16 protein-coding genes and 2 pseudogenes are annotated in these 19,550 nt (G+C 44.9%); 11 read left to right on the top strand and 7 right to left on the bottom strand.

Annotation, left to right across the window (positions count from 1 at the left end; all coding sequences use genetic code 11):
• Window positions 1-70: 70 nt before the first annotated feature.
• Both ACRRSX_RS06215 and ACRRSX_RS06210 read right to left on the bottom strand, forming a co-directional pair.
• The gene (locus tag ACRRSX_RS06215; protein WP_432454064.1) at window positions 71-841 is read right to left on the bottom strand and encodes a ribonuclease H1 domain-containing protein; all 771 of its coding nucleotides are present in this window, start codon (window positions 839-841) and stop codon (window positions 71-73) included.
• A 212-nt stretch (window positions 842-1,053) separates the two neighbouring features.
• Window positions 1,054-1,384: pseudogene (locus tag ACRRSX_RS06210) on the bottom strand (transposase); the annotation flags it as partial.
• 336 nt (window positions 1,385-1,720) lie between these two features.
• Here ACRRSX_RS06210 and ACRRSX_RS06205 point away from each other — a divergent pair.
• Window positions 1,721-2,392 (top strand): group II intron maturase-specific domain-containing protein, encoded by a 672-nt coding sequence (locus tag ACRRSX_RS06205; protein ID WP_432454065.1) that lies wholly within the window; start codon window positions 1,721-1,723, stop codon window positions 2,390-2,392.
• On the opposite strand, the gene ACRRSX_RS06200 is transcribed toward ACRRSX_RS06205, so the two are convergent.
• The gene (locus tag ACRRSX_RS06200) at window positions 2,370-2,996 is read right to left on the bottom strand and encodes a suppressor of fused domain protein (RefSeq protein ID WP_432454066.1); all 627 of its coding nucleotides are present in this window, start codon (window positions 2,994-2,996) and stop codon (window positions 2,370-2,372) included. The two genes, ACRRSX_RS06205 and ACRRSX_RS06200, sit on opposite strands and share 23 nt — an antisense overlap.
• Window positions 2,997-3,207: 211 nt before the next feature.
• Here ACRRSX_RS06200 and ACRRSX_RS06195 point away from each other — a divergent pair, with 211 nt between their 5' ends.
• The gene (locus ACRRSX_RS06195; protein ID WP_432454067.1) at window positions 3,208-4,089 is read left to right on the top strand and encodes a site-specific integrase; all 882 of its coding nucleotides are present in this window, start codon (window positions 3,208-3,210) and stop codon (window positions 4,087-4,089) included.
• A gap of 2 nt (window positions 4,090-4,091) precedes the next feature.
• Window positions 4,092-5,132: an IS91 family transposase gene (locus ACRRSX_RS06190; RefSeq protein WP_432452428.1), complete on the top strand. Its 1,041-nt coding sequence runs from the start codon at window positions 4,092-4,094 to the stop codon at window positions 5,130-5,132.
• A 256-nt stretch (window positions 5,133-5,388) separates the two neighbouring features.
• Here ACRRSX_RS06190 and ACRRSX_RS06185 read toward each other — a convergent pair whose 3' ends face one another.
• Both ACRRSX_RS06185 and ACRRSX_RS06180 read right to left on the bottom strand, forming a co-directional pair.
• Entirely contained in the window at window positions 5,389-5,826 is a 438-nt protein-coding gene (locus ACRRSX_RS06185; protein WP_432454068.1) for a hypothetical protein, read from the bottom strand.
• Between the two features lie 352 nt (window positions 5,827-6,178).
• Window positions 6,179-6,487 (bottom strand): annotated as a pseudogene (locus ACRRSX_RS06180) (ISAs1 family transposase); the annotation flags it as partial.
• Between the two features lie 535 nt (window positions 6,488-7,022).
• Between ACRRSX_RS06180 and ACRRSX_RS06175 the strand changes: the two are divergent.
• The 6 genes from ACRRSX_RS06175 (at window position 7,023) to ACRRSX_RS06150 (ending at window position 13,108) form a co-directional block, all read left to right on the top strand.
• Complete coding sequence (locus tag ACRRSX_RS06175; protein ID WP_432454069.1) at window positions 7,023-7,892, top strand: metalloregulator ArsR/SmtB family transcription factor; 870 nt, start codon at window positions 7,023-7,025, stop codon at window positions 7,890-7,892.
• An 8-nt stretch (window positions 7,893-7,900) separates the two neighbouring features.
• Window positions 7,901-8,404, top strand: coding sequence for a phosphatase domain-containing putative toxin (locus tag ACRRSX_RS06170; RefSeq protein ID WP_432454070.1), 504 nt, complete (start codon window positions 7,901-7,903; stop codon window positions 8,402-8,404).
• A 15-nt stretch (window positions 8,405-8,419) separates the two neighbouring features.
• On the top strand, window positions 8,420-9,427 hold the full coding sequence (locus ACRRSX_RS06165) for an ArsJ-associated glyceraldehyde-3-phosphate dehydrogenase (RefSeq protein WP_432454071.1): 1,008 nt from the start codon (window positions 8,420-8,422) through the stop codon (window positions 9,425-9,427).
• A complete protein-coding gene (gene arsJ, locus ACRRSX_RS06160) occupies window positions 9,424-10,647 on the top strand; it encodes an organoarsenical effux MFS transporter ArsJ (RefSeq protein WP_432454072.1) in 1,224 nt (407 codons plus the stop codon). The genes ACRRSX_RS06165 and arsJ overlap by 4 nt, the downstream gene beginning before the upstream one ends.
• Window positions 10,648-10,799: 152 nt before the next feature.
• Window positions 10,800-11,408, top strand: a complete 609-nt coding sequence (locus ACRRSX_RS06155) for a cache domain-containing protein (RefSeq protein ID WP_432454073.1) — start codon at window positions 10,800-10,802, stop codon at window positions 11,406-11,408.
• 86 nt (window positions 11,409-11,494) lie between these two features.
• Window positions 11,495-13,108 (top strand): EAL domain-containing protein, encoded by a 1,614-nt coding sequence (locus ACRRSX_RS06150; RefSeq protein ID WP_432454074.1) that lies wholly within the window; start codon window positions 11,495-11,497, stop codon window positions 13,106-13,108.
• A gap of 191 nt (window positions 13,109-13,299) precedes the next feature.
• Here ACRRSX_RS06150 and ACRRSX_RS06145 read toward each other — a convergent pair whose 3' ends face one another.
• Window positions 13,300-14,601: a DUF1835 domain-containing protein gene (locus ACRRSX_RS06145; RefSeq protein ID WP_432454075.1), complete on the bottom strand. Its 1,302-nt coding sequence runs from the start codon at window positions 14,599-14,601 to the stop codon at window positions 13,300-13,302.
• Between the two features lie 289 nt (window positions 14,602-14,890).
• Here ACRRSX_RS06145 and ACRRSX_RS06140 point away from each other — a divergent pair, with 289 nt between their 5' ends.
• The gene (locus tag ACRRSX_RS06140) at window positions 14,891-15,664 is read left to right on the top strand and encodes a class I SAM-dependent methyltransferase (RefSeq protein ID WP_432454076.1); all 774 of its coding nucleotides are present in this window, start codon (window positions 14,891-14,893) and stop codon (window positions 15,662-15,664) included.
• Between the two features lie 59 nt (window positions 15,665-15,723).
• Here ACRRSX_RS06140 and ACRRSX_RS06135 read toward each other — a convergent pair whose 3' ends face one another.
• Window positions 15,724-17,745 carry a hypothetical protein gene (locus ACRRSX_RS06135; protein ID WP_432454077.1) on the bottom strand — a complete coding sequence of 674 codons (2,022 nt, stop codon included), beginning with the start codon at window positions 17,743-17,745 and terminating at the stop codon, window positions 15,724-15,726.
• A gap of 764 nt (window positions 17,746-18,509) precedes the next feature.
• Between ACRRSX_RS06135 and ACRRSX_RS06130 the strand changes: the two genes are divergently transcribed.
• On the top strand, window positions 18,510-19,487 hold the full coding sequence (locus tag ACRRSX_RS06130) for an ABC transporter substrate-binding protein (RefSeq protein ID WP_432454078.1): 978 nt from the start codon (window positions 18,510-18,512) through the stop codon (window positions 19,485-19,487).
• The last annotated feature ends 63 nt before the right edge of the window (window positions 19,488-19,550 follow it).

The raw sequence follows: 19,550 nt of genomic DNA, 5'->3' as shown, positions 1-19,550 counted from the left end.
TGAATCGGCAAACGTCCGGCTAGAGCACAATTTACGGTGCACTAGCCGAACAAGCTCCGGCTTCACCAACTTAGCCTGCGCGCAGCGCCAGGATAGCCTGAATATTCAGGGCTTGAGGATAAGCTTTAAAGCCTGTCTGCTTTTCGGCAATGGCATGGATCGACATGCGGTCAGCCAACTCGTTGCCTTCAACTCCAACGTGACCATTCACATGTAACACCTGAATTTTATCTTTTAGTGTCTGATAGCGCTCAAACATCTCCTGGATCAGCGCGAGATTTTTAATTTCCCCTCCGGCCTTCTTCCAGCCTTTTTTCTGCCAAGCTACCGCCCATTGCGTCACACATTGGATGGCGTATTTGGAATCGCAAAAGATTGCCACTCGCTGCCCCAAAGCGACTTCTTGAGCCGCCATAATCAAGGCCTGATTGAAGGCATTCAGCTCTGCGGTATTATTAGTTCCCATCGGGTTATATAAGCCATACCATAACTCGGCAAGCTGTTTATCTCGATAGAGCGCTAAACCAGAACCCGCTTTCCCCGGATTCGGCTCACAGCCACCATCGGTAAAAATCTTCACCTCTGCGGCGAGTTTATCAATTTCAGCCGCAGTATAGGTTTTTACCGTTTGAGCGCTATATCGCTTAGCCGCAGGCCCTGCGCCCGCGGCTTTGATAGCAGAGCTGGCGCGACCACCAAAGGCTGCCTCGGCCTCGGCCAGACTAGCAAACGACTTATAACGTGCCCCGGCAAACTTATCGATTTGCTTTTTACAAGTCGCCCAATCGCTAAAAATGCCAGTTTCCCGACCCTGCCATACCACGTAATACTTTTTTGCCATGTTGAAGTCTCTTAAGTTAGCTGCTGGCTAATATTACCAGCAAAGCCACAATGCTGAAGCCTTAAAGCCAATATGCCAGGCCAAGCGTTGTTTTACTGTCCAAAAATTAGTTTTTTATCCATCTGAGCCATGTATTGGCGTACACATGTTGGTCTGGAGGGTTTACCGGGATAATCTGGCATGTTTAACAACTCACCGCTGGGCTTGTCACAACGAAGCGATAATCTCAGGGGATGCGCCACCGATGGCTGAGCGAGCATACGCCGCTCACTCGGCTTCACCACTTTTTTGCCATCGCTTGCTGAACGACTTCTGCTTTAAGACGTTCTTCCGCATACCTATTTTTAAAATGACGGTTTTCATCTTCCAGCTCTTTCATGGGGCCATGAGCGATGCATCCATTCCACCGTACTTTGAACGCCATTTATAGAGCCTCGCGCAACTCATACCGTGCTCACGGCAAAGTTCAGGAACTGGTGTTCCTACCTCCGCTTGCTTGAGAATGGCCAGAATCTGGCTGTCACTAAATTTTGATTTTTTCATGCAGAATTTCACTGCGTTTATGTTACGAGAACATTCTACGATTGACTGCTGTTAGTTTTCGGGGGAGATTAGCCTAAGACTTTACTTAAGCGTAGAAGCGTGGCGAATATTTCACGACAATCATGGGTGTCTATATAATTTTTCTAGATTTAGACATGTCGATCTCCTGTTCTGTTATGACTTGCATCTAACAGTGTGGCTCTAGTTTGACTGTACTGGTCAACCCACGATAAACGCAGGAGGTCGACACTTTCAACAGGGGATCATTACGTCTATAACCATAGGATTACCAAGCGAGGGCATAAGTTTGCTCGTTACGCCGATGATTTTACCATTTTGCTGAGAAGTCAGCGTGCGGGTGAACGGGTGCTAACGAGCATTAGTAGCTTCTTGCAACGGCGCTTAAAACTTGTGGTTAATACAGCCAAAAGTCAGGTGGTTAAAACGGCGAAGAGTAAGTTCTTAGGGTTTACCTTTAAAGCGGGACGGCTGCAAATTCATACCAAAACGCTACACCGTTTTAAACAACAAATTAGGCGTCTAACAAACCGTAACTGGGGCGTAGCGATGGGTTATCAGCTATTTAAAGTAAGCCAATACTTGCGAGGATGGATAAACTACTTTGGGATCGCGAATTGCTATCAACTGTGTGTCGATCTAGATCACTGGATAAGGCACAGAGTGCGAATGGCCTACTGGCGACAGTGGCGAAAACCGAGAACCAAAGTAAGAAATCTGATGCGTAGAGGAGTACATGTTCAAGCCGCGGTAGCCTGTGGTATAACCAGTAAAGGCCCATGGAGAAGCTCGAAAACACCGGGGATCCAACAAGCATTATCGAATGCTTATTTAGTATCCCAAGGTCTATTTGCGCTTCGAGATGGATGGATTGGCTTCACCATTCTAAGTGAAACGCCCTGTGCGGAGCCGCATGCAGGGTGTTGTGGGGGCTGGAGGCTAGATACCTCCGGCTACCCGATTATAACTAAATTACACCTAACCTATTAGGTTTTAAAGTGAACGAACCCTGAGATTCAAATAGCTTATTTGCTAATTCCTCTGAGCTATTCTTTTTTGCATAATCTAATTCTTGAGCAGTAATACCTGTAATTTGTAGTATGTCAACTTTTCCAGATATTAAGTCGAATGATTCGGGAAATTGATTTGGCTTTACAACCATTAAGCTTGAAATATTCGGCTCAATTTTCATTGGAATGCGGTCGCCATAGTCAACTAGGGGTTTATCTCCATAATGACCAACCGACACAAGAATATTGAAAGCTACTAAACTACGTAACGCATTTATGGCCCAATCACTTTCCTCATCTGTTTCAAGGATAAACTCAGTACCGAAACCTGAATATTCTTGCGGGTCATCTGACTCCCATGTATTAGACATGCCAGAAGTAACATAAACCCAAGTTTTTCTGTCACTCGCCGGGGCACATTTGAAAACACCAAAATGTAACCATCTCGGGTCAATGCTGTCGATACCAAATTGATTTTTGAATAAAGAGGCATCTAACGGGTAAATACCTTCACCCGTGCTGCCAAATAATTCTGGGTATACTTTTTCTTCTCTTTGTTCCCACGAATCTTCCAGCAGACTCATAAACTTCCTTTAGTTATAACGCCCTAATAACTGGCGTGTAGGTTGGTTTTGTTTTTGCCATGTTTTTCTTTTGAAAAAACGATGACAACCGTAATGCGTCCAGTTGATTAGCTTGTTGAACGAAGCCGCTCTGCGGCAGAGTGCATAGCACCTGATATCTCATACTCAATGTGACACGGCCAATCGGTCGTGATGAACCGGAGTATGCAGCATGAACCCTACCCAACAACATCGTTATCATGTTTTATATAAACAACACCTTACCAATTTAACCTTACAAGGGAAACGACCAGCCACCATTGATGCGTACTCGCGTGCGGTACGTCGGATTTCTGCCCACTTTGACCGCTCCCCCGATACCTTAAGCACCGCTGATTTAAAGGCCTATTTTGCTCAACTGATTCGCAGCCATTCTTGGAGCACCGTGAAGCTAGACCGCAATGGCTTGCAATTTTTTTATCGCTACACCCTCGAGAAACAATGGCAGTGGCTAAACATTGTGAAGCCTCCTCAAGTGAAGCGCTTACCCGATATCTTAAGCCCTGCGCAAGTCGGCTTAGTGATAAGCATGACGTCGCAACCGCGCTATCAAGTCTTCTTCTTGGTGTTGTATTCCATGGGGCTGCGATTGAGCGAGGGCTTACACTTAAGTATTCATGATATTGATAGTCAGGCCATGCAAATCCATGTGCGGGATGCTAAAGGCGGCAAAGACCGCTTCGTGCCCATGCCGCGTCGCACCCTTCAGGTTTTACGTCACCATTGGCAAAGCCATCGCCATGCTCGTCTGCTGTTTCCACGCCAAGGTAAACAGGTGGATGTGCCTATGGATAAAGGCGGCGTACAAAAAGCCTTGAAGCGGGTATTGCGCGATTGCGGTATTCATAAACCTATTAGCCCGCATTCGCTGCGCCATTGTTATGCCACCCATCTGCTTGAACAAGGCTTGGATTTACGCTCCTTGCAACACTTGCTGGGACACGCCAGTTTAAATACCACTGCACGTTATACCCAGTTGACCCAAGTGAAGCAATTAGATGCCGTAAAGGCAGTGAATAAACTCACTGACTCTCTCACACTCATGTGGCCGTAACCATGAGCACCTTTATTGATTTACTTCACCAACATGAGGCCGAGCTTGCACCGCTTTTAAGGGCGGATGCTAAACGGGCAATGTATGCCATGCTGCGTTGTAAAACTGAGCAACAAGGTCACAGCCTTTGGCAGTGTGAACATTGCCCGCATCAAGACCAATTGACGCTGTCTTGCGGCCATAGGCATTGCCCGCAGTGCCAACACCATTGCACCACTGGCTGGTTAACTCGCCAACAACACAAGCTGCTACCCACGACTTACTTTATGGTGACCTTCACCCTGCCTCATGAGCTAAGGGCTTTAGCCCGCGTGCAGCCTAAAGCCTTATACCAAATCATGTTCAAGGTGGTATCAAGCCTGTTAAAGGACTTTGCCAAACGCCAGAACCAGGGGGAATTAGGGTTTACCGCCGTACTGCATACCCATAGCCGCCAGCGTAACCTGCATCCCCACTTACATGTATTGGTGGCCGGTGGGCGCTATCACCGTGCGAAGCAGCAGTGGCATCACTGCAACAAGAAGTACTTGTTTAACGCCTTTGCGCTGGCCAAGGTATGGCGAGGGAGAATGCTAGATGCGCTCAATCAACACCCAAACATCAAGTTGCCCCCGCATATCCCCACCAAATGGGTGGTCGATTGTCGCAACGTAGGTTTTGGGCTGCCCGCGCTACAGTACTTATCTCGCTACTTGTATCGCGGGATCTTATCCGATAACGACATCATCAGTACCAATAACGACCAAGTGAGTTTTAGGTATCTAGATAGCCAAAGCCACACCACCAAAATCCGCACCTTACCTACCTTAAGGTTCTTAAGGCTTATCTTGGCGCATGTATTGCCCAAGGGATTACAGCGGGTGAGAGATTATGGTTTTTTACGGGGCAACGCCAAACACATATTGCGGCGCATTCAGTTACTCCTGCGAGTGCCGCAACGCGTGAACCTCGCCGCGCTCCAAACCGACAACCACAGCGCGACCCGGCCATGCCCTTGCTGCCAGCACCCCATGCACTGCACAGGCGTGAGTCGAACGAGCTAGCCGAAAGGCGAACAGGATAAGGAGAATGGCAGGGCTTAACATGAGGATGAATACATACAAAAAATAACAGCTTAGCATCATGTATGACAGGTAAAGGCTTAACGCCATTCACCCAGTCTTAGCCAAACTCGCCTTGTAAAAAGTAACAAGGCCTTGGCCCCGCCAACATCAATACCGTTATTTACTATAGAAGGGAGCATCGGGCTTGTTCAACACCCGAATAAGGTGGCGGCTACGCGACACCTATTCTTATTTGTTATATTTTTTGCACACTCGAGATTGAAGTTACTTTACCGTTAATCATATCGATTTTTGTATATGGGCAATGTGGTACATTATTTCCAGTGCAGCTATAAATAAAACTTTTACCTTTATCGCCATTATTAAAGTTAGTGTTCAGCACCTTTTTATAACTGATCGCATAAGCAGCCTTAACTGCACACTCAGACATTCCATCAGAAACTTGATGCTTTGAGATTTTATTCCATTCAGTATTTGTAAAGACTTTACGCTTAATAAGCTCAGATTTTGCCTCTCCTGACCGATTAAGCCTGTAACCATATACGATACATAATTCATCATCTGATGCTTTGCTGAAATCTGCTGTATGCGTATTAAATGATTTTCCACTCTGAGATGTTGTACATGCAACGACACTTGTTAATAGTACGCTTAATATAATAGATTTTTTCACCGAAACTCCTTTTAAAAATATAACAGCATATTAATATGCAAATTTCCATCTTTCACGCATGCGAAGTTACCACCTATCACGCACCACAGAAACTCACATAGCCTTTAACATTCAATTTTATCAACAGCATACCAGTCAATCGCCATATTGACCATGCGTGAAAGATGGTCATGCATTTGCAGAAAGATGGGAACCCACTAAACTGTATAATCACAGTGTAAAGGTCGACATATGAGCCCATCATATCTCGCGTTTATCGAGTGAATAAACAAGACACCCATTTTAAAAACAAAACCAACAATAACACCTTTTCGCGACACTTACCTCAGGGCGGGAGCATACTTTGATGGATTTATAACCCAAAGAAGACTCGTGCCCGATAATCGTCGCTCCATCCCGCTTTCTTCAACTTCACTTTGTGACTTGGCGCTCCACAATCGCATTGTTTGAGCATGTTCATCACAAAACGTCTAAATAGAGCTATGTTTTCCACCGCTCCGTCTAAAGTAATGCGAGAGTTATCCTCTTTAAAAACAACATCTAATACGTAATGCTGGCTGTTTTCAATTCGCCAATGCTGACGAATATAGTGGCCTAACAATTTGTGATTCGGTGACATTGAGCTTATGTAATACGAGGTATCTACAGTGCCTTTCCCATTTATGGCGAAATAAACTAATAAACTAGACACCCATTCTAAAAACAAAAACCTTTCATACTCTCGATAGCCAAGATTACGCTTTTAAATCCCATCATCTTCACCGAGTCGCGCAAATGAACAAGGGAGTAAAGTTGAAGTCTGTTTGAGCGTAGTGTTTACTTCAACGCCCTTGAGAATGAGCAACGCAGGGGTTAAGAAGATGCAGGGCGAGCTTTCTTTTTGCTTCGCTAAGCTTTGCTCGTTGAAGCTTAATAACGTCGCCTTAAGCGAAAGCTTTTACCCCGTTGCTAACACAGAACCGGGCATAAACCAGTTAAGGATGTAGCTGGAATATTTTGAGAGACATCAAGGTAAAAACCATCAAATCGCTCGTTTAGGTATCACCAGATACCACAATAAGCATGATAGGTTTGCAAGCTCATTTTTTAAACGATTACTCTCGATTGTAAATAATTACACTGTAAGCAAAACCTACACACACTGAAAAATCTTCAGCGCTTTCACTTGCACAGTAGAAACATATGATTTATCGTATATGCGTTTATTCATATGTATTGTGACACTGATGTTAAGTCTGTTATTTTTGTGTACCGCCAATGCGGCTCGTTCGCAACTCGCCGAAGCGCTGGTCAACCAGCGTTACGCTGAGCATTTTATTGCCTTTAGCGCCGGTACCCAGCCCAAGGGGGTCGACCCGCGAAGCATACAACTACTTAAACAGCAGAACTTATCGGCCAGCAAGTTATACAGTAAAACCATCGACCAATTGCTTAGTCAACGCTTAGCAACACAAGCCCGTGATAGCCAAGCCGAAACCCAGTTTGATTTCATTATTACCCTGTGTGATAGCGCAAAACAACAATGTGTTAACTTGCCAAGCAGCAAAGCCATGATGCATTGGAATTTAGCCGATCCTGCCGCCAGTGCCGGAATGGACAAATTTGCCGAGGTATTTACTCAACTGGAACAGTTAATTTCAGAGTTTGTTCGCTTTAACCAACCCATCAGTGAGCAACTGCAACTGAGCCCCATCGATGTTTTTAAGCAGTTGAGCGACAATACCCGACTCCAAATACTGATGCTGATTGAAGATGAACAATGCCTCAGTGTGAACCAGTTAAGCCACGCCTTGGCAGAGAGTCAACCGAAGGTTTCGCGGCATCTGGCACTGCTGCGCGACTGCCAACTGGTGGCGACCACCCGCCAGGGTCAACAAATTTTTTATCATCTTCATCCCTGCTTGCCTGCCTGGGTCACACAAACGCTGGCCACCACCCGGCTCGCCAACCCTAGTTACATTAATCTGCCCTTGTTTCGGCTCAGAGCCTTGCAACTCGAAGCGCCAGCCGAAATCAAGCAAACGACAAAGCCCATGAGTCATCCATTATTAGTCAATCCACAATAAGGTAAGTTATGTCTTCACATCCTATTTATGCCGTCGACCTGAGCGACCACGCGCAATTGCTACTCACTCCCTGTCCCGGCACCCAAGGCGTCGACCTGTCAACTTCGCTGCAGCAGCTTTGTTACAAAAACAGCCCAGCACTACTAACGATGATGACCAAACAAGAGCTCGCCGATATGCAAGTCAGTGATTTACCAAAACACGCGGTCACCTACGACATGCAATGGTTTCACCTGCCCATCGAAGATGACACCGTCCCCGACCAAGCTTGGGAAGAGCACTTTCAAAGCGTGCTCCCCCGCTTCCTCCAGCTGATCAATAATGGCATGAATTTGTCGCTGCATTGCAAGGGCGGTAGCGGCCGCACTGGTTTAGTCGCCGCGCGGATCATGTTGGCGCTAGGTTTTGAATTAGAGGACAGCATCGCTAAAATTAGGGCGGTTCGGCCAAATGCCTTCAGTGTGCCCGCTCAGCTGGAATACATTCAACAATTCGCCAAATCAGCTAATTAGACAAAGGAAATCAGCATGACCATACGAGTAGGAATTAATGGCTTTGGGCGTATCGGCCGCCTTGCGCTGCGCGCCGCTTACCACTGGCCAGAGTTAGAGTTTGTCTGTATCAACGATGTGGCCGGCAATGCCGAAACCTTAGCCCACCTGCTCGAATTTGATTCAGTGCAAGGACGTTGGTCAAATTCTGTTCGTCATAATGCGCAGGGCATCGTCATTGAGGGCCATACCATCCCTTGTTTTCAGCAAGAGGCGCTTGAGCTGGTTGATTGGTCAGGCTGCGATGTGGTGCTAGATGCTACAGGCGTGCATCGGGCGAAAGATTTACTGACGCCGTATTTAGCCCAGGGCGTGAAGCGCGTGGTGGTGTCGGCACCTGTCAAAGCCGCGGGCATCGCCAATATTGTGATGGGGGTGAACGACGCCATCTTCGATCCGGCTCAACACCAAATTGTTACCGCGGCCTCCTGTACCACCAACTGTTTAGCACCGGTGATCCAAGTGATTCAGCAGCATATTGGCATCGAGTCGGGCTGCATGACCACCATCCACGATTTAACCAATACCCAAACCATTTTAGACGCCCCGCACAAAGATCTTCGTCGTGCTCGCGCCTGCGGTATGTCGTTAATCCCCACCACCACTGGCAGCGCCAAAGCGATTTGTGAAATTTTCCCGGAGCTGGAAGGCAAGCTCAATGGACATGCGGTGCGAGTTCCCCTGGCCAATGCCTCGTTGACTGACATGGTCTTTACCCTTGAGCGTGATAGTACGGCTGCTGAAGTAAACCAGTTATTTAAGCAGGCCAGCGAAGGCGAGCTGAAAGGCATTTTGGGCTATGAAGAAAAACCACTGGTCTCCATCGACTATAAAGGCGACCAACGCTCCAGCATTATTGATGCCCCCTCAACCATGATGATTGGTAAACGAATGCTTAAAGTTTATGCCTGGTACGACAACGAAATGGGTTATGCCACCCGCACCAGCGAACTCATTCGTAAAGTGGGCTTAGCCGACCAATGAGCAACCCGCTGCCGCAGGCCCTTAAACAGTATCTGTTAGTAACCTTTAACTACTGGAATTTCACCATCACCGACGGTGCGCTACGCATGTTGGTAGTGTTGTACTTTCATCAGCTTGGTTATTCGGCCATTGCAATTGCCATGCTGTTTTTGTTTTATGAGTTTTTCGGGGTAGTCACTAACCTCGTTGGCGGCTGGTTAGGTGCGCGTATTGGCCTCAATAACACCATGAATATTGGCCTTGGCTTGCAAGTGATCGCCTTACTGGCGCTTGCCTTACCAAACCAGTATTTATCGGTGCCACTGGTCATGGCGGCTCAAGCGCTCTCGGGCATTGCTAAAGATTTAAATAAAATGAGCGCCAAAAGCAGCATCAAAACGCTGGTGAAAAGCCAACAACAACAGCGTTTATTTAAATGGGTCGCCATCCTGACGGGTTCTAAAAACGCCTTAAAAGGCTTTGGATTTTTCCTCGGCGGCGCGCTGCTTCACTGGATTGGATTTCAATATTCGATGTTGGCAATGGCTGCGGTGTTGTTACTCGTGCTCTCACTAAGTAGCAGACTATTAGCCAAAGATTTAGGTAAAGCGAAACATAAGGCAAAGTTTTCCCAGCTGTTTTCCAAAAGCCCGCAAATTAATACGCTGGCGGCAGCCCGACTATTTTTGTTTGCTGCTCGCGACGTGTGGTTTGTAGTCGCGCTGCCAGTATTTTTGGGCGCGAATTTAGGCTGGTCGCAACTGGAAATTGGCAGTTTTATGGCAAGTTGGGTGATCGCTTACGGGCTGGTTCAAGGCTTGGCGCCACGTCTCATCGGTAATAGCGACGGCAACATGCCGGGGCGCGCAGCCGCAGTCACCTGGGTCGCTTTACTCTGTATCGTGACCGCGCTGCTGGCTTCTCTACTGCAACTAGCTTGGCAGCCACAACTTAGCATCGTTATCGGACTCATCTTATTTGGTGCGGTGTTTGCAGTAAACTCATCCTTGCATTCATTCTTGGTCGTCAGTTACGCCAGCGAGGATGGGGTGTCGATGGATGTGGGCTTCTATTACATGGCCAATGCCATGGGGCGTCTGCTGGGGACGCTGTTATCGGGTGCGGTGTATCAGCTCGCGGGGCTTTCTGCCTGTTTATGGATTTCCTTGGCGATGCTAGTGCTGACCTGCGTGATCAGCTTAAAGTTGCCTCAAACTAGTCCCAATCAACTTGGCGATTAAATTGTAAATCTTCGCCTCTTAAGAGCACCGTAGCTATAGTCAATAATGACATTTAACGTATTAATTTCACGGTAAAAATAGGACTAAAGTATCTGCACAACTACATATTATTAACTATCTTTATTTAATAATAATCAAGAAAGAGTCACTGAATGAAAGACATTAAAGCATTTGCAATTTTAATGACCGTAATGTTACTAGGCTTTATCTCAGTTGGTGTTACCGGCTTTTACACTTTCAAAGAAAGTCTGATTGAAGCCAAAAAACAAGAAATTGAATTGCTGCTGAATATTGCACGGCAACAATCTGCCATTTACATAGAGCAGTATCATCAAGGGCTACTTAGCAAAGCTGAAACCGACCAAAAAATTATAAAGTTTCTTTCAGGAATGCGATATGGAGCCTCTTATTTATGGGCCAATGATAACAATGCCATCGCCAGAGTCCATATCAGAGAGCGAGTGATTGGCCAAATTCAAAAATCTTATGTGCGACACATGGAAAACTTAGTCCATGAAGATATTCTTTATGTGGTTGAAACAAATATCAAACCCTCAAACAATACCAGAACATGGAAAATTAATGGTGTCACTGAAATCCCCGAATGGAAGTGGGTTATCGGAATGGGAATTTATTTAGATGATGTGGATAACACTCTGTTTACATACATTAGCAAGTTTCTCACTTCAATTGTCATTTCAATGGTGGTCATCATTATGACATTTATTTACTCTATACGAAGATCTCGTGCTAAGTTTTAACAATCCCAAACATATCGGGGCAGATTCATAAACAAAGCAAGCGCTTTTGATTTGCACCAAGCGCATACGACCATTAGGCAGCAAGAATGTTGAACCCGATTTTATTTAGTGCATCTCACTCACAATATGGATTAACCAAACCTTCGACAATCAATATTGTGTTACTTACAAGCTTGATTGTATTCATCCTCAGTCTAATCATCCATGCCATTATCATGTCAATTAGCTTAGACACGCTTCGCTCTTATAGCTTCATCAATTTCACTCGTGCAGAACAAGTCGCTTTTCATCTGCAAACTGGCTTAAACCTCGCTCAAACGCCTTTGGGCAAGCCATGTAGCGAACCAGACCTAAGCCAGTTAAATGAAATTAAACAGACCTACTTCTTCATTGGCGATTTAGGCAGGATCAAGCAAGGTAAAATAATCTGCACCGCACAACAAGGTATTCTTTCCCACCCTTATGATCTGTCTTTAGCGGATGCCATCACTGCCGATGGGACGCATTACTGGAATTCTCAAACCGACTTATTTAGAACCCAAGAAGACCAACCCATCATTGGCTTAAACAGTACAGTGGCGTTTATTTCCACGCCTTTTTTAATATTAACCAGGCAAGGCTACTTCAACATACGTGGAATGGGGGGGGTTATTTATGCCGAAGCAGAACAGCGATATATTTATAGTTATTACGGTGAGCTATTACCACGAACCATCGAGCCAACCATTACCCATAAAAACTCATGGGTAGATTGGTTACCTTTGCCTGGTCATTTTATTACTTATACCCATTGTAACCAACTGTACAATCTCTGTGTAACATCAGTAGATATGCGGCTCGGTTTATACAAATTTCCCATCGGCCAGTTTTTAATTATTTCTGCAATCATTATTCTGCTGAGTATTTCCGTCGCCATCATGATCGAATCTTTTCGGGTTGGGCCTCGCGCCTTTGTGCGTCGACTCAAAAAACAGATCTGCAGGGATCATATTTATCCGGTCTATCAACCACAGATAGACTTAGAAACCAAAACCGTGATTGGCGTAGAATCCTTAGCCCGCTGGAATGACCCCAAATTAGGCATGGTATCACCGGAAGTATTTATCCGAGTAGCCGAAAGTTCTGGACTCATCGAGACCTTAACCAAGAAAATGGTTAGCTATGTATTTCGAGAAATGAGCACTACTTTAGAAAAGTTCCCTTCATTAACCGTAAGCCTTAATGTTTCCGCAGAATTACTCAGCAACGATTCCTTTATTACCTTTCTCAACCATCAAACCGCAAAATATAATTTCCAACGCAAACAAATTGTCTTAGAAATTACCGAAACCACCACCAATAACAATGACAAAATGTCGCGTTTTTCTAAAGAACTCAAACAACAAGGCTATCTCGTCTCAATTGATGATTTTGGTACTGGCTTATCAAACCTTTCTTGGCTATCGACGTTAGAGCCCACCGAACTAAAGGTCGACAAAATTTTCACTCAGGCCATCCATACCGAAACCGTTAACAGTATTTCCATGGAAGGGATCTTTAGTATGTTAGATCATCTACAAGTACAGGTGGTTTTTGAGGGTATCGAAACCGAACAACAATTGGCCTATATCTATGACCGAGTACCAGATGCAATTGGTCAAGGATGGTTATTCGCCAAACCCATGAGAATCAATGAGCTGAAAAAATTCTTAAAAAATTAATATGATGAGCAAGCACAAACCACTCTACAATCGCAGAGTAAACCGCCTCCCTCATCGATTTTTTGCTGGTGACACCGCAACCACCAGCAAAAGCGGGACCCGACCAAGCGTTGCTCCTCGGACAGAACCTTATGTAGTTTCAGCTTAATACGCTACAAATGTTAGCGTCTTAACATAGCAAGCCGGTTTAATCATTCTACCGATCCAAGCAAATCTTGATGCCAATGGCGATAATTCAAACTAGCTAAATGTTGGTGATCCCATTGCCAAGCGCTTTGCGATGAAATGTTCATCCCGCCAAGCTGATAATCCGCGCCCAGCCACTTTGTTCGAGCTTGCAGGCAACTGAAGCCTTCGGTGTTTATCGTTAAGCTCGCCGAACTAAATGCTTCCCCAGCAAGCCGATGAATATCAATTAAAGGGGCTTCCCCTTGGCTTAAGGGTTTAATCAGCGCCCAGAACATGAGGTCACCTAAAAAGGGCAAAGACTCTCGTTGCTGGTAGGCGTGAAACAAGTCGCGAAAAATTAGCCCTTGTTCCCCCGCTTCCGCTAACAATTGCAGCGCTATACGCTGGGTAAGTGAAAGACCATTTGTCGTATGCGGTAGCTCTTGCAAGTAACGCATTAATACAGGCTTGATTTGCTTAAAAGAATGATCGATATCGCTGTTGAGAATCGCCACAATGGCCTCAGGATTATCTTGACACAAGGCATGCCAAACCCTGCTGGCCCACCCCTGCATCTTTGTGGTCGCGCTTTGGCGACTTTGCCAAACGCTCCTTAAGGCTTGCGCTGGGAGTTGTCCTAAACCCACATAACGGCTGGTTCCGGGAAACTGGTTCACTTCGATGATCTTGGTTTTACTCAATAAAGCTGGAGTCATAATGGCTAACAGATAAATCATCATCAACTGGTCGTAATTATCATGCTCCAGCCACAGCACAATTTGCTGGTATTGTGGATCATTAAGTTGTGCACGCTTGGCTCGTTCACCAGCGATCACGGCATCAATATCGGCGTCCTGCGGCTTCAGTTCCGATAGGTAATGTTGAACCACAAATTCGGCCCTTACTCTTAATAGGGTTGCTTCATCAAGACTTAACGGCCCAAGGCAATAAGGGTCTATCCAGGCCAAAAAGTCCCCTTTAAATCCAGCCCTTGGTAATAAGTGCTGTAAATCATGGCCGCAGCGAATATGCAGGGTATTTAGCTCAGCATCCAGAGGGGCGGCGTCAGAGCTTATGGCTTGAAGGTGCTGGTTTTGCTGCTCGATATGTACTTTCAAGGCCGCCCAGGAAGCAAGGCCAAGCTCACGCGCAATCACCAACTGAATATCAGCTAATTTAATACCTTCTAGGTGATGAGCTTGCGGATGATAACGGCGAAAAATCTGATATTGCTCGGCATTGCCCGATTTGATTAGCTTCAGACGGCGTTTGGCTTGAGCTTTGAGGTAACTTAAATTTAATACAAATGCATTTCGACTGGACATAAATTCACCATTCTCTATTGTTCTGTACTCGCAACCAGAAAAGAAGGTAAATAAACTGATTGTTGGCCACGACTATTGGTGGCGACCTTGTCAATCCCTTGGTGATTCACACCTTTCCGCGAGCTGGCGGCTTAGAGCAAGCCTCGGTGAACATGTTAGCAATATCTTCATATCACAGTAAATGGCTATTTTTACCACCAGAATACAAATCGGCCCTGACATAATCTTGATTTATTTCAGTACAAACTCACGTAAACTAGGCAACACGATTTCTATTGAACGAATAATCATGGATTACTTAGCCTTAAATAAAGCCGCTTGGGATAAACGTACCGCTTTACATGTTGATTCCGAGTTTTATGATGTGGCTGGTTTCTTAGCCGGAAACAGCTCACTAAAATCAATTGAACGTGATTTAATCGGTGACGTCAGCGCCAAAAAACTATTACATCTGCAGTGCCATTTTGGTTTAGATAGCCTATCCTGGGCGCGTTTAGGTGCCGAAGTCACCGCGGTGGACTTATCGAGCGAAGCCATTCAACAGGCGAAAGCGCTTGCCGAGCAAACTCAGCAAACGGTCGAATTTATCTGTGATGATGTTTACCATTACGGCGAAGTGACCCGTCCTATTCATGACTGGGTATTTGTCTCTTATGGCGCGCTGTGCTGGCTACCCGATATTGAGCGGTGGGCACAGGTGGTTGCAGCAAGTTTAAAAACGGGTGGCAAGCTGTGTCTGGCAGAGTTTCATCCAGTGCATGACCTGATCAGTGGCTATGGATATTTTCACCGCGAACAAGCGGATCTTGATGAAGAAGGCAGCTATACCGAGAATGACGATGGTGAAGTCAGCCCCATGCTAACTTGGGGTCACCCAATCTCCGATGTTTTGAATGCCTTAATCAAAGCCGGCTTAATCATTGAACAATTGAAAGAATATGACTACAGCCCCTATAACTGCTTCGAAGATCTGGTAGAGCGCGAACCCGGTCAATTTTATTATGAACACGAGCATTACGAATCGCCGCTGGTCTATAGCATCGTGGCTCGAAAAAGCGCATAACTTACCAAGTGGGTTTCATCGAAACTCACTGCTTAACTCTGTTTCGATACCTTAAAACACTACAGCGGAACAAAGATAAAACTCAATACATCATTTTGATAATCTTCGGTCGTTTTATACTCTCGGTAGCCTTTTGAAGCGGCCATCCCAACAATGTAGGGCTTTGCCATATAATCGATGATTGTTGCATGCTTACCTCCCGGAATCAGTTCAAACAAGCCGTCATCCAATGCCAGATACTCCCCTTGCCGTTGCGGAGCTTGAGCGCTTGCAGAGATGATCATTTTACTATGACGCTCAACAAACAAAGCAAAACTTCCCACACTCACGCTACCCACTTCATTTTTAGGTAGCGCATCGTTTAACATCGCTTCAAATTGGGGTTGGCTATCAAATACGATACCAATCCCTCCTATCACTTCCCAATCCGCATCCAAACGACTCACCGCAGCATTATAAATATAGGTATATTGCTGCGCATACAAATCGCTTGCCATAAAAGGAGAGACACTATATTGCTGAGAGTTTTGTAGCGATAAGGCTTGCTTCGCCCCACTTTGGTCGCTCACTGACTGGCCAATAAAATGTCGTTGCTGAGGATTAGAAACCGCGATAATAATCTGATTTTTATCAAATAAATAAAGATTAGTGTAGACCGTGTAGAGCTCATTAATATAACTTAAAACTTGCTCCATATAAGTCAGATCTTCATCACTGATGACTGGTTTCGCTAAGATCCGCCGAAAATCTGAAGTCAGCGCCCACCAACGGCAATCATTTGCTCGTTCGTATAAGTTACGGTCCATAATATCGACCGCCAATGTCGCCATAAACTGAAGATCGTTCATTTTTGATGACATAACCGTAGCTTGAAGATTGCGGATAGATGCAGAAAAGATACTCGCCGTATTCTCGCCGATTTGTTTAATCTCTTCCAATACTGGTACAAACTCAACCGCATTCTGGCGTGCTGCTGTTATTTTTCCATTGAGAACGACCAGACTGAGATCTTCGTTCACATCATTGGAAGCTGTATAAATTTCCTTTAGTACACGAGAAAACAAGCGAGTTGAATTAATCACGTCTTGATTGTCCAGTTCGATGTCGGCCTCACGCTCTATTTTAAAGGCTTGCTCAATCGGTGTGAGCACCTGAGCCCACCACCCCAAACCAAAGAACCCCTGATAACCGTGAGTCTGAGTCGAATTAACAAGATAGTGTTTCCCCTGATAATGAAGCATACGTGGCCGATTTTGGTACTGAAATGAACTACCAACAGCGACGAACTGAGGATCACTGCTCGCGATCACACAACCTTCCTTATCCACTAGCTGTATTTCACTATCGCTGTCAGCCAATAAACCACCAACAATACCATCGACCTCATCATCAAAACGAAAGCATAAACACAACACCCCCAATAGCTCGGAATGAGGATCATTAGTTCGCGTAATCTTACACGAATAAATTAATGATTGGCGTCGCTTGGGTTGTAAGTCACTATAACCAAATGTTTCGAGATAATCGTCATCACTACCTAAGGTCGCCGCTATCAAAGGATCGTGACAATGCGTAATTGGATTAGCGGGATCTAAATGCGCGCATACCAGGCCATTGGTATCCAGTAGGATAATCTCATCATATACAGAGTATTTTTCGACATATTCTTGCAAGCGCTGCTGCATAAAAGCCTGATGACTTTGAGTCTTTTCACGCTGTTCAAGAAAAATTCGAATATCTTGGTCTGTCGCCAAAAAGCCAACATCGGCAGTGCGTTCAAACAGATTACGAATTAAAATGTCGATGGCAACCTGTGACTTGGAAGTATTATCTACAACCAGCTTTTGTAGATGCTCCAAAAGTAAATTGTCAATTAACTTGCCATGCAATTCTCCAAACTTTTCCTTGGTATTTTGCATATCATCTAAAATCGTGGCGGCAAGGTTGTAACTATTTATTTTGCCCACTAATGTGATTTTATCCCACCAAGTGTTTAACGCATCCAGCTTTGCTTCATATTGTTTTACTTGAGGCATTACCGACATCAGCCGAGTTTGATGCGCTTCAACTAATGATTCCATTCCTTGAAAACTCCTTAAAAAATCCATTTACGCAGGCAGCGCTTATATAGCTCATTGATGTCCCGTACCCAGATGACTCATCAAAATTGCTACATTTCACAGCATCACTTCACCGAAATGAGCGACAAATAGTCACAATAGCAACAAACACGACAACCAAAGACCAACAGCCCCTAAAGCGAAACAAAATATAGCCTTGCTATAAAATACAAGTATTTACCCCTATCAAATATTGGCAAGCCAGTGTATTTATCTCAATTTTTTGAGTGTGTCACATCAAATCACTAATACTGAGCACTGATGACTAAGCAATCTTTATACCAGCCACTGATAAGCCAATTACATAGATTTGATCTTTTAGAAATTGTCGCAAAACCGACAGCGCACAATCATTGTCATATTCGAAACACACCATTAATTAACATAAAAATCAGTAACTTAATTTGAAACCAGAAACCTTTATATTGATAAATAGCTAACTTTGATTACCAGTACAGCGAAAAAAATTACAAGCGACAATCGACAACACCTCCAGGCATTAACAAATACAAAACATTCATTTAACAATAATTTTGTCATTACGTAATATTTGAACAAGCTCATATTTTTGAGTGTTCACTTAGTATGTTCTGGTCAATAACATGGACGTTTCAGCTAGATGCACTGTGTTAATTTGCAATAGTGCTATACCCTTTTCATCGTCATTAAAAACAAGTAGTTAAGATGATGATTCAAAGCTGGTATTGATGAAAAAGGGAATGAAAATGTTAATAAACAAAGTAACTTCGAGTAATACAGGCAATCATCCGTTAAAACGGCTTCTACCTGCAATTTTGGCTATTGCCCTGCCGCTAGCCTCAGGCGTGACAATTGCTGAAACCTATGGTTTTTCACAAATCGGGTCGGAAAGTGGTTGGCGAACTTCGGAAACTGAATCCATTAAAGCCGAGGCCAAACGCCAAGGCATCGATTTAAAATTTTCCGATGCCCAACAAAAACAAGAGAACCAAATTAAGGCCGTTCGCTCTTATATTGCTCAAGGGGTCGATGGAATTTTACTCGCACCAGTGGTTGAAACCGGCTGGGATCAGGTATTAAAAGAAGCCAAGCGCGCCAAAATTCCGGTGGTATTAATTGACCGTGGCGTGAATGCCGATCCATCGCTATATCTAACCAAAATAGCCTCCGATTTTACCGAAGAAGGTTCTTTAGCGGCAGCTTGGTTAGCGGCGAAAACTTCAGGTAACTGTGACATCGTAGAATTGCAAGGCACCGTTGGTTCTTCTGCGGCCATCGATAGAAAAACTGGTTTTGAAACGGTCATTAAAAGCTTTCCAAATATGAAAATTATTCGTTCACAATCCGGTAACTTTACCCGCGCAGGCGGTAAAGAAGTGATGGAGAGTTTCTTGAAAGCCGAAAACGGTGGCAAAGATATCTGTGCCGTCTACTCACATAACGATGATATGGCCTTAGGTGCAATTCTAGCGATTAAAGAAGCAGGTCTTAAACCCAGCAAAGATTTGTTAGTCGTTTCCATTGATGCTGTTCCAGATATCTTTAAAGCAATGTCAGAGGGTGAAGCAAACGCCACTATCGAACTTAATCCACATTTAGGTGGCCCAGCGTTTGAAGCCATTCGACAAGCGGCTGCTGGCAAAGAGGTTCCTAAATGGATTAAGGCCAACGGTCCACTTTACTTACCTGATACAGCTGCCACCGAATACCAAAAACGTAAGTAATACTCACCAAGTCGCTTTGGTAAGCACCAATGGACGGTGCTTACCAAGCCATGTTAGTTAGGA

Origin of the sequence: Agarivorans sp. QJM3NY_30, assembly GCF_050870855.2 — a bacterium.
Classification (GTDB): Bacteria; Pseudomonadota; Gammaproteobacteria; order Enterobacterales; family Celerinatantimonadaceae; genus Agarivorans.
Note: the sequence above shows the minus strand (reverse complement) of the source record. Positions and strands in the feature narration are given on the sequence as shown.

Coding starts and splice junctions, on each gene's coding strand:
- ACRRSX_RS06215 (WP_432454064.1), bottom strand. CDS start 841: ATGGCAAAAAAGTATTACGTGGTATGGCAGGGTCGGGAAACTGGCATT.
- ACRRSX_RS06200 (WP_432454066.1), bottom strand. CDS start 2,996: ATGAGTCTGCTGGAAGATTCGTGGGAACAAAGAGAAGAAAAAGTATAC.
- ACRRSX_RS06195 (WP_432454067.1), top strand. CDS start 3,208: ATGAACCCTACCCAACAACATCGTTATCATGTTTTATATAAACAACAC.
- ACRRSX_RS06190 (WP_432452428.1), top strand. CDS start 4,092: ATGAGCACCTTTATTGATTTACTTCACCAACATGAGGCCGAGCTTGCA.
- ACRRSX_RS06175 (WP_432454069.1), top strand. CDS start 7,023: ATGCGTTTATTCATATGTATTGTGACACTGATGTTAAGTCTGTTATTT.
- ACRRSX_RS06170 (WP_432454070.1), top strand. CDS start 7,901: ATGTCTTCACATCCTATTTATGCCGTCGACCTGAGCGACCACGCGCAA.
- ACRRSX_RS06165 (WP_432454071.1), top strand. CDS start 8,420: ATGACCATACGAGTAGGAATTAATGGCTTTGGGCGTATCGGCCGCCTT.
- arsJ (WP_432454072.1), top strand. CDS start 9,424: ATGAGCAACCCGCTGCCGCAGGCCCTTAAACAGTATCTGTTAGTAACC.
- ACRRSX_RS06155 (WP_432454073.1), top strand. CDS start 10,800: ATGAAAGACATTAAAGCATTTGCAATTTTAATGACCGTAATGTTACTA.
- ACRRSX_RS06150 (WP_432454074.1), top strand. CDS start 11,495: ATGTTGAACCCGATTTTATTTAGTGCATCTCACTCACAATATGGATTA.
- ACRRSX_RS06145 (WP_432454075.1), bottom strand. CDS start 14,601: ATGTCCAGTCGAAATGCATTTGTATTAAATTTAAGTTACCTCAAAGCT.
- ACRRSX_RS06140 (WP_432454076.1), top strand. CDS start 14,891: ATGGATTACTTAGCCTTAAATAAAGCCGCTTGGGATAAACGTACCGCT.
- ACRRSX_RS06135 (WP_432454077.1), bottom strand. CDS start 17,745: ATGGAATCATTAGTTGAAGCGCATCAAACTCGGCTGATGTCGGTAATG.
- ACRRSX_RS06130 (WP_432454078.1), top strand. CDS start 18,510: ATGTTAATAAACAAAGTAACTTCGAGTAATACAGGCAATCATCCGTTA.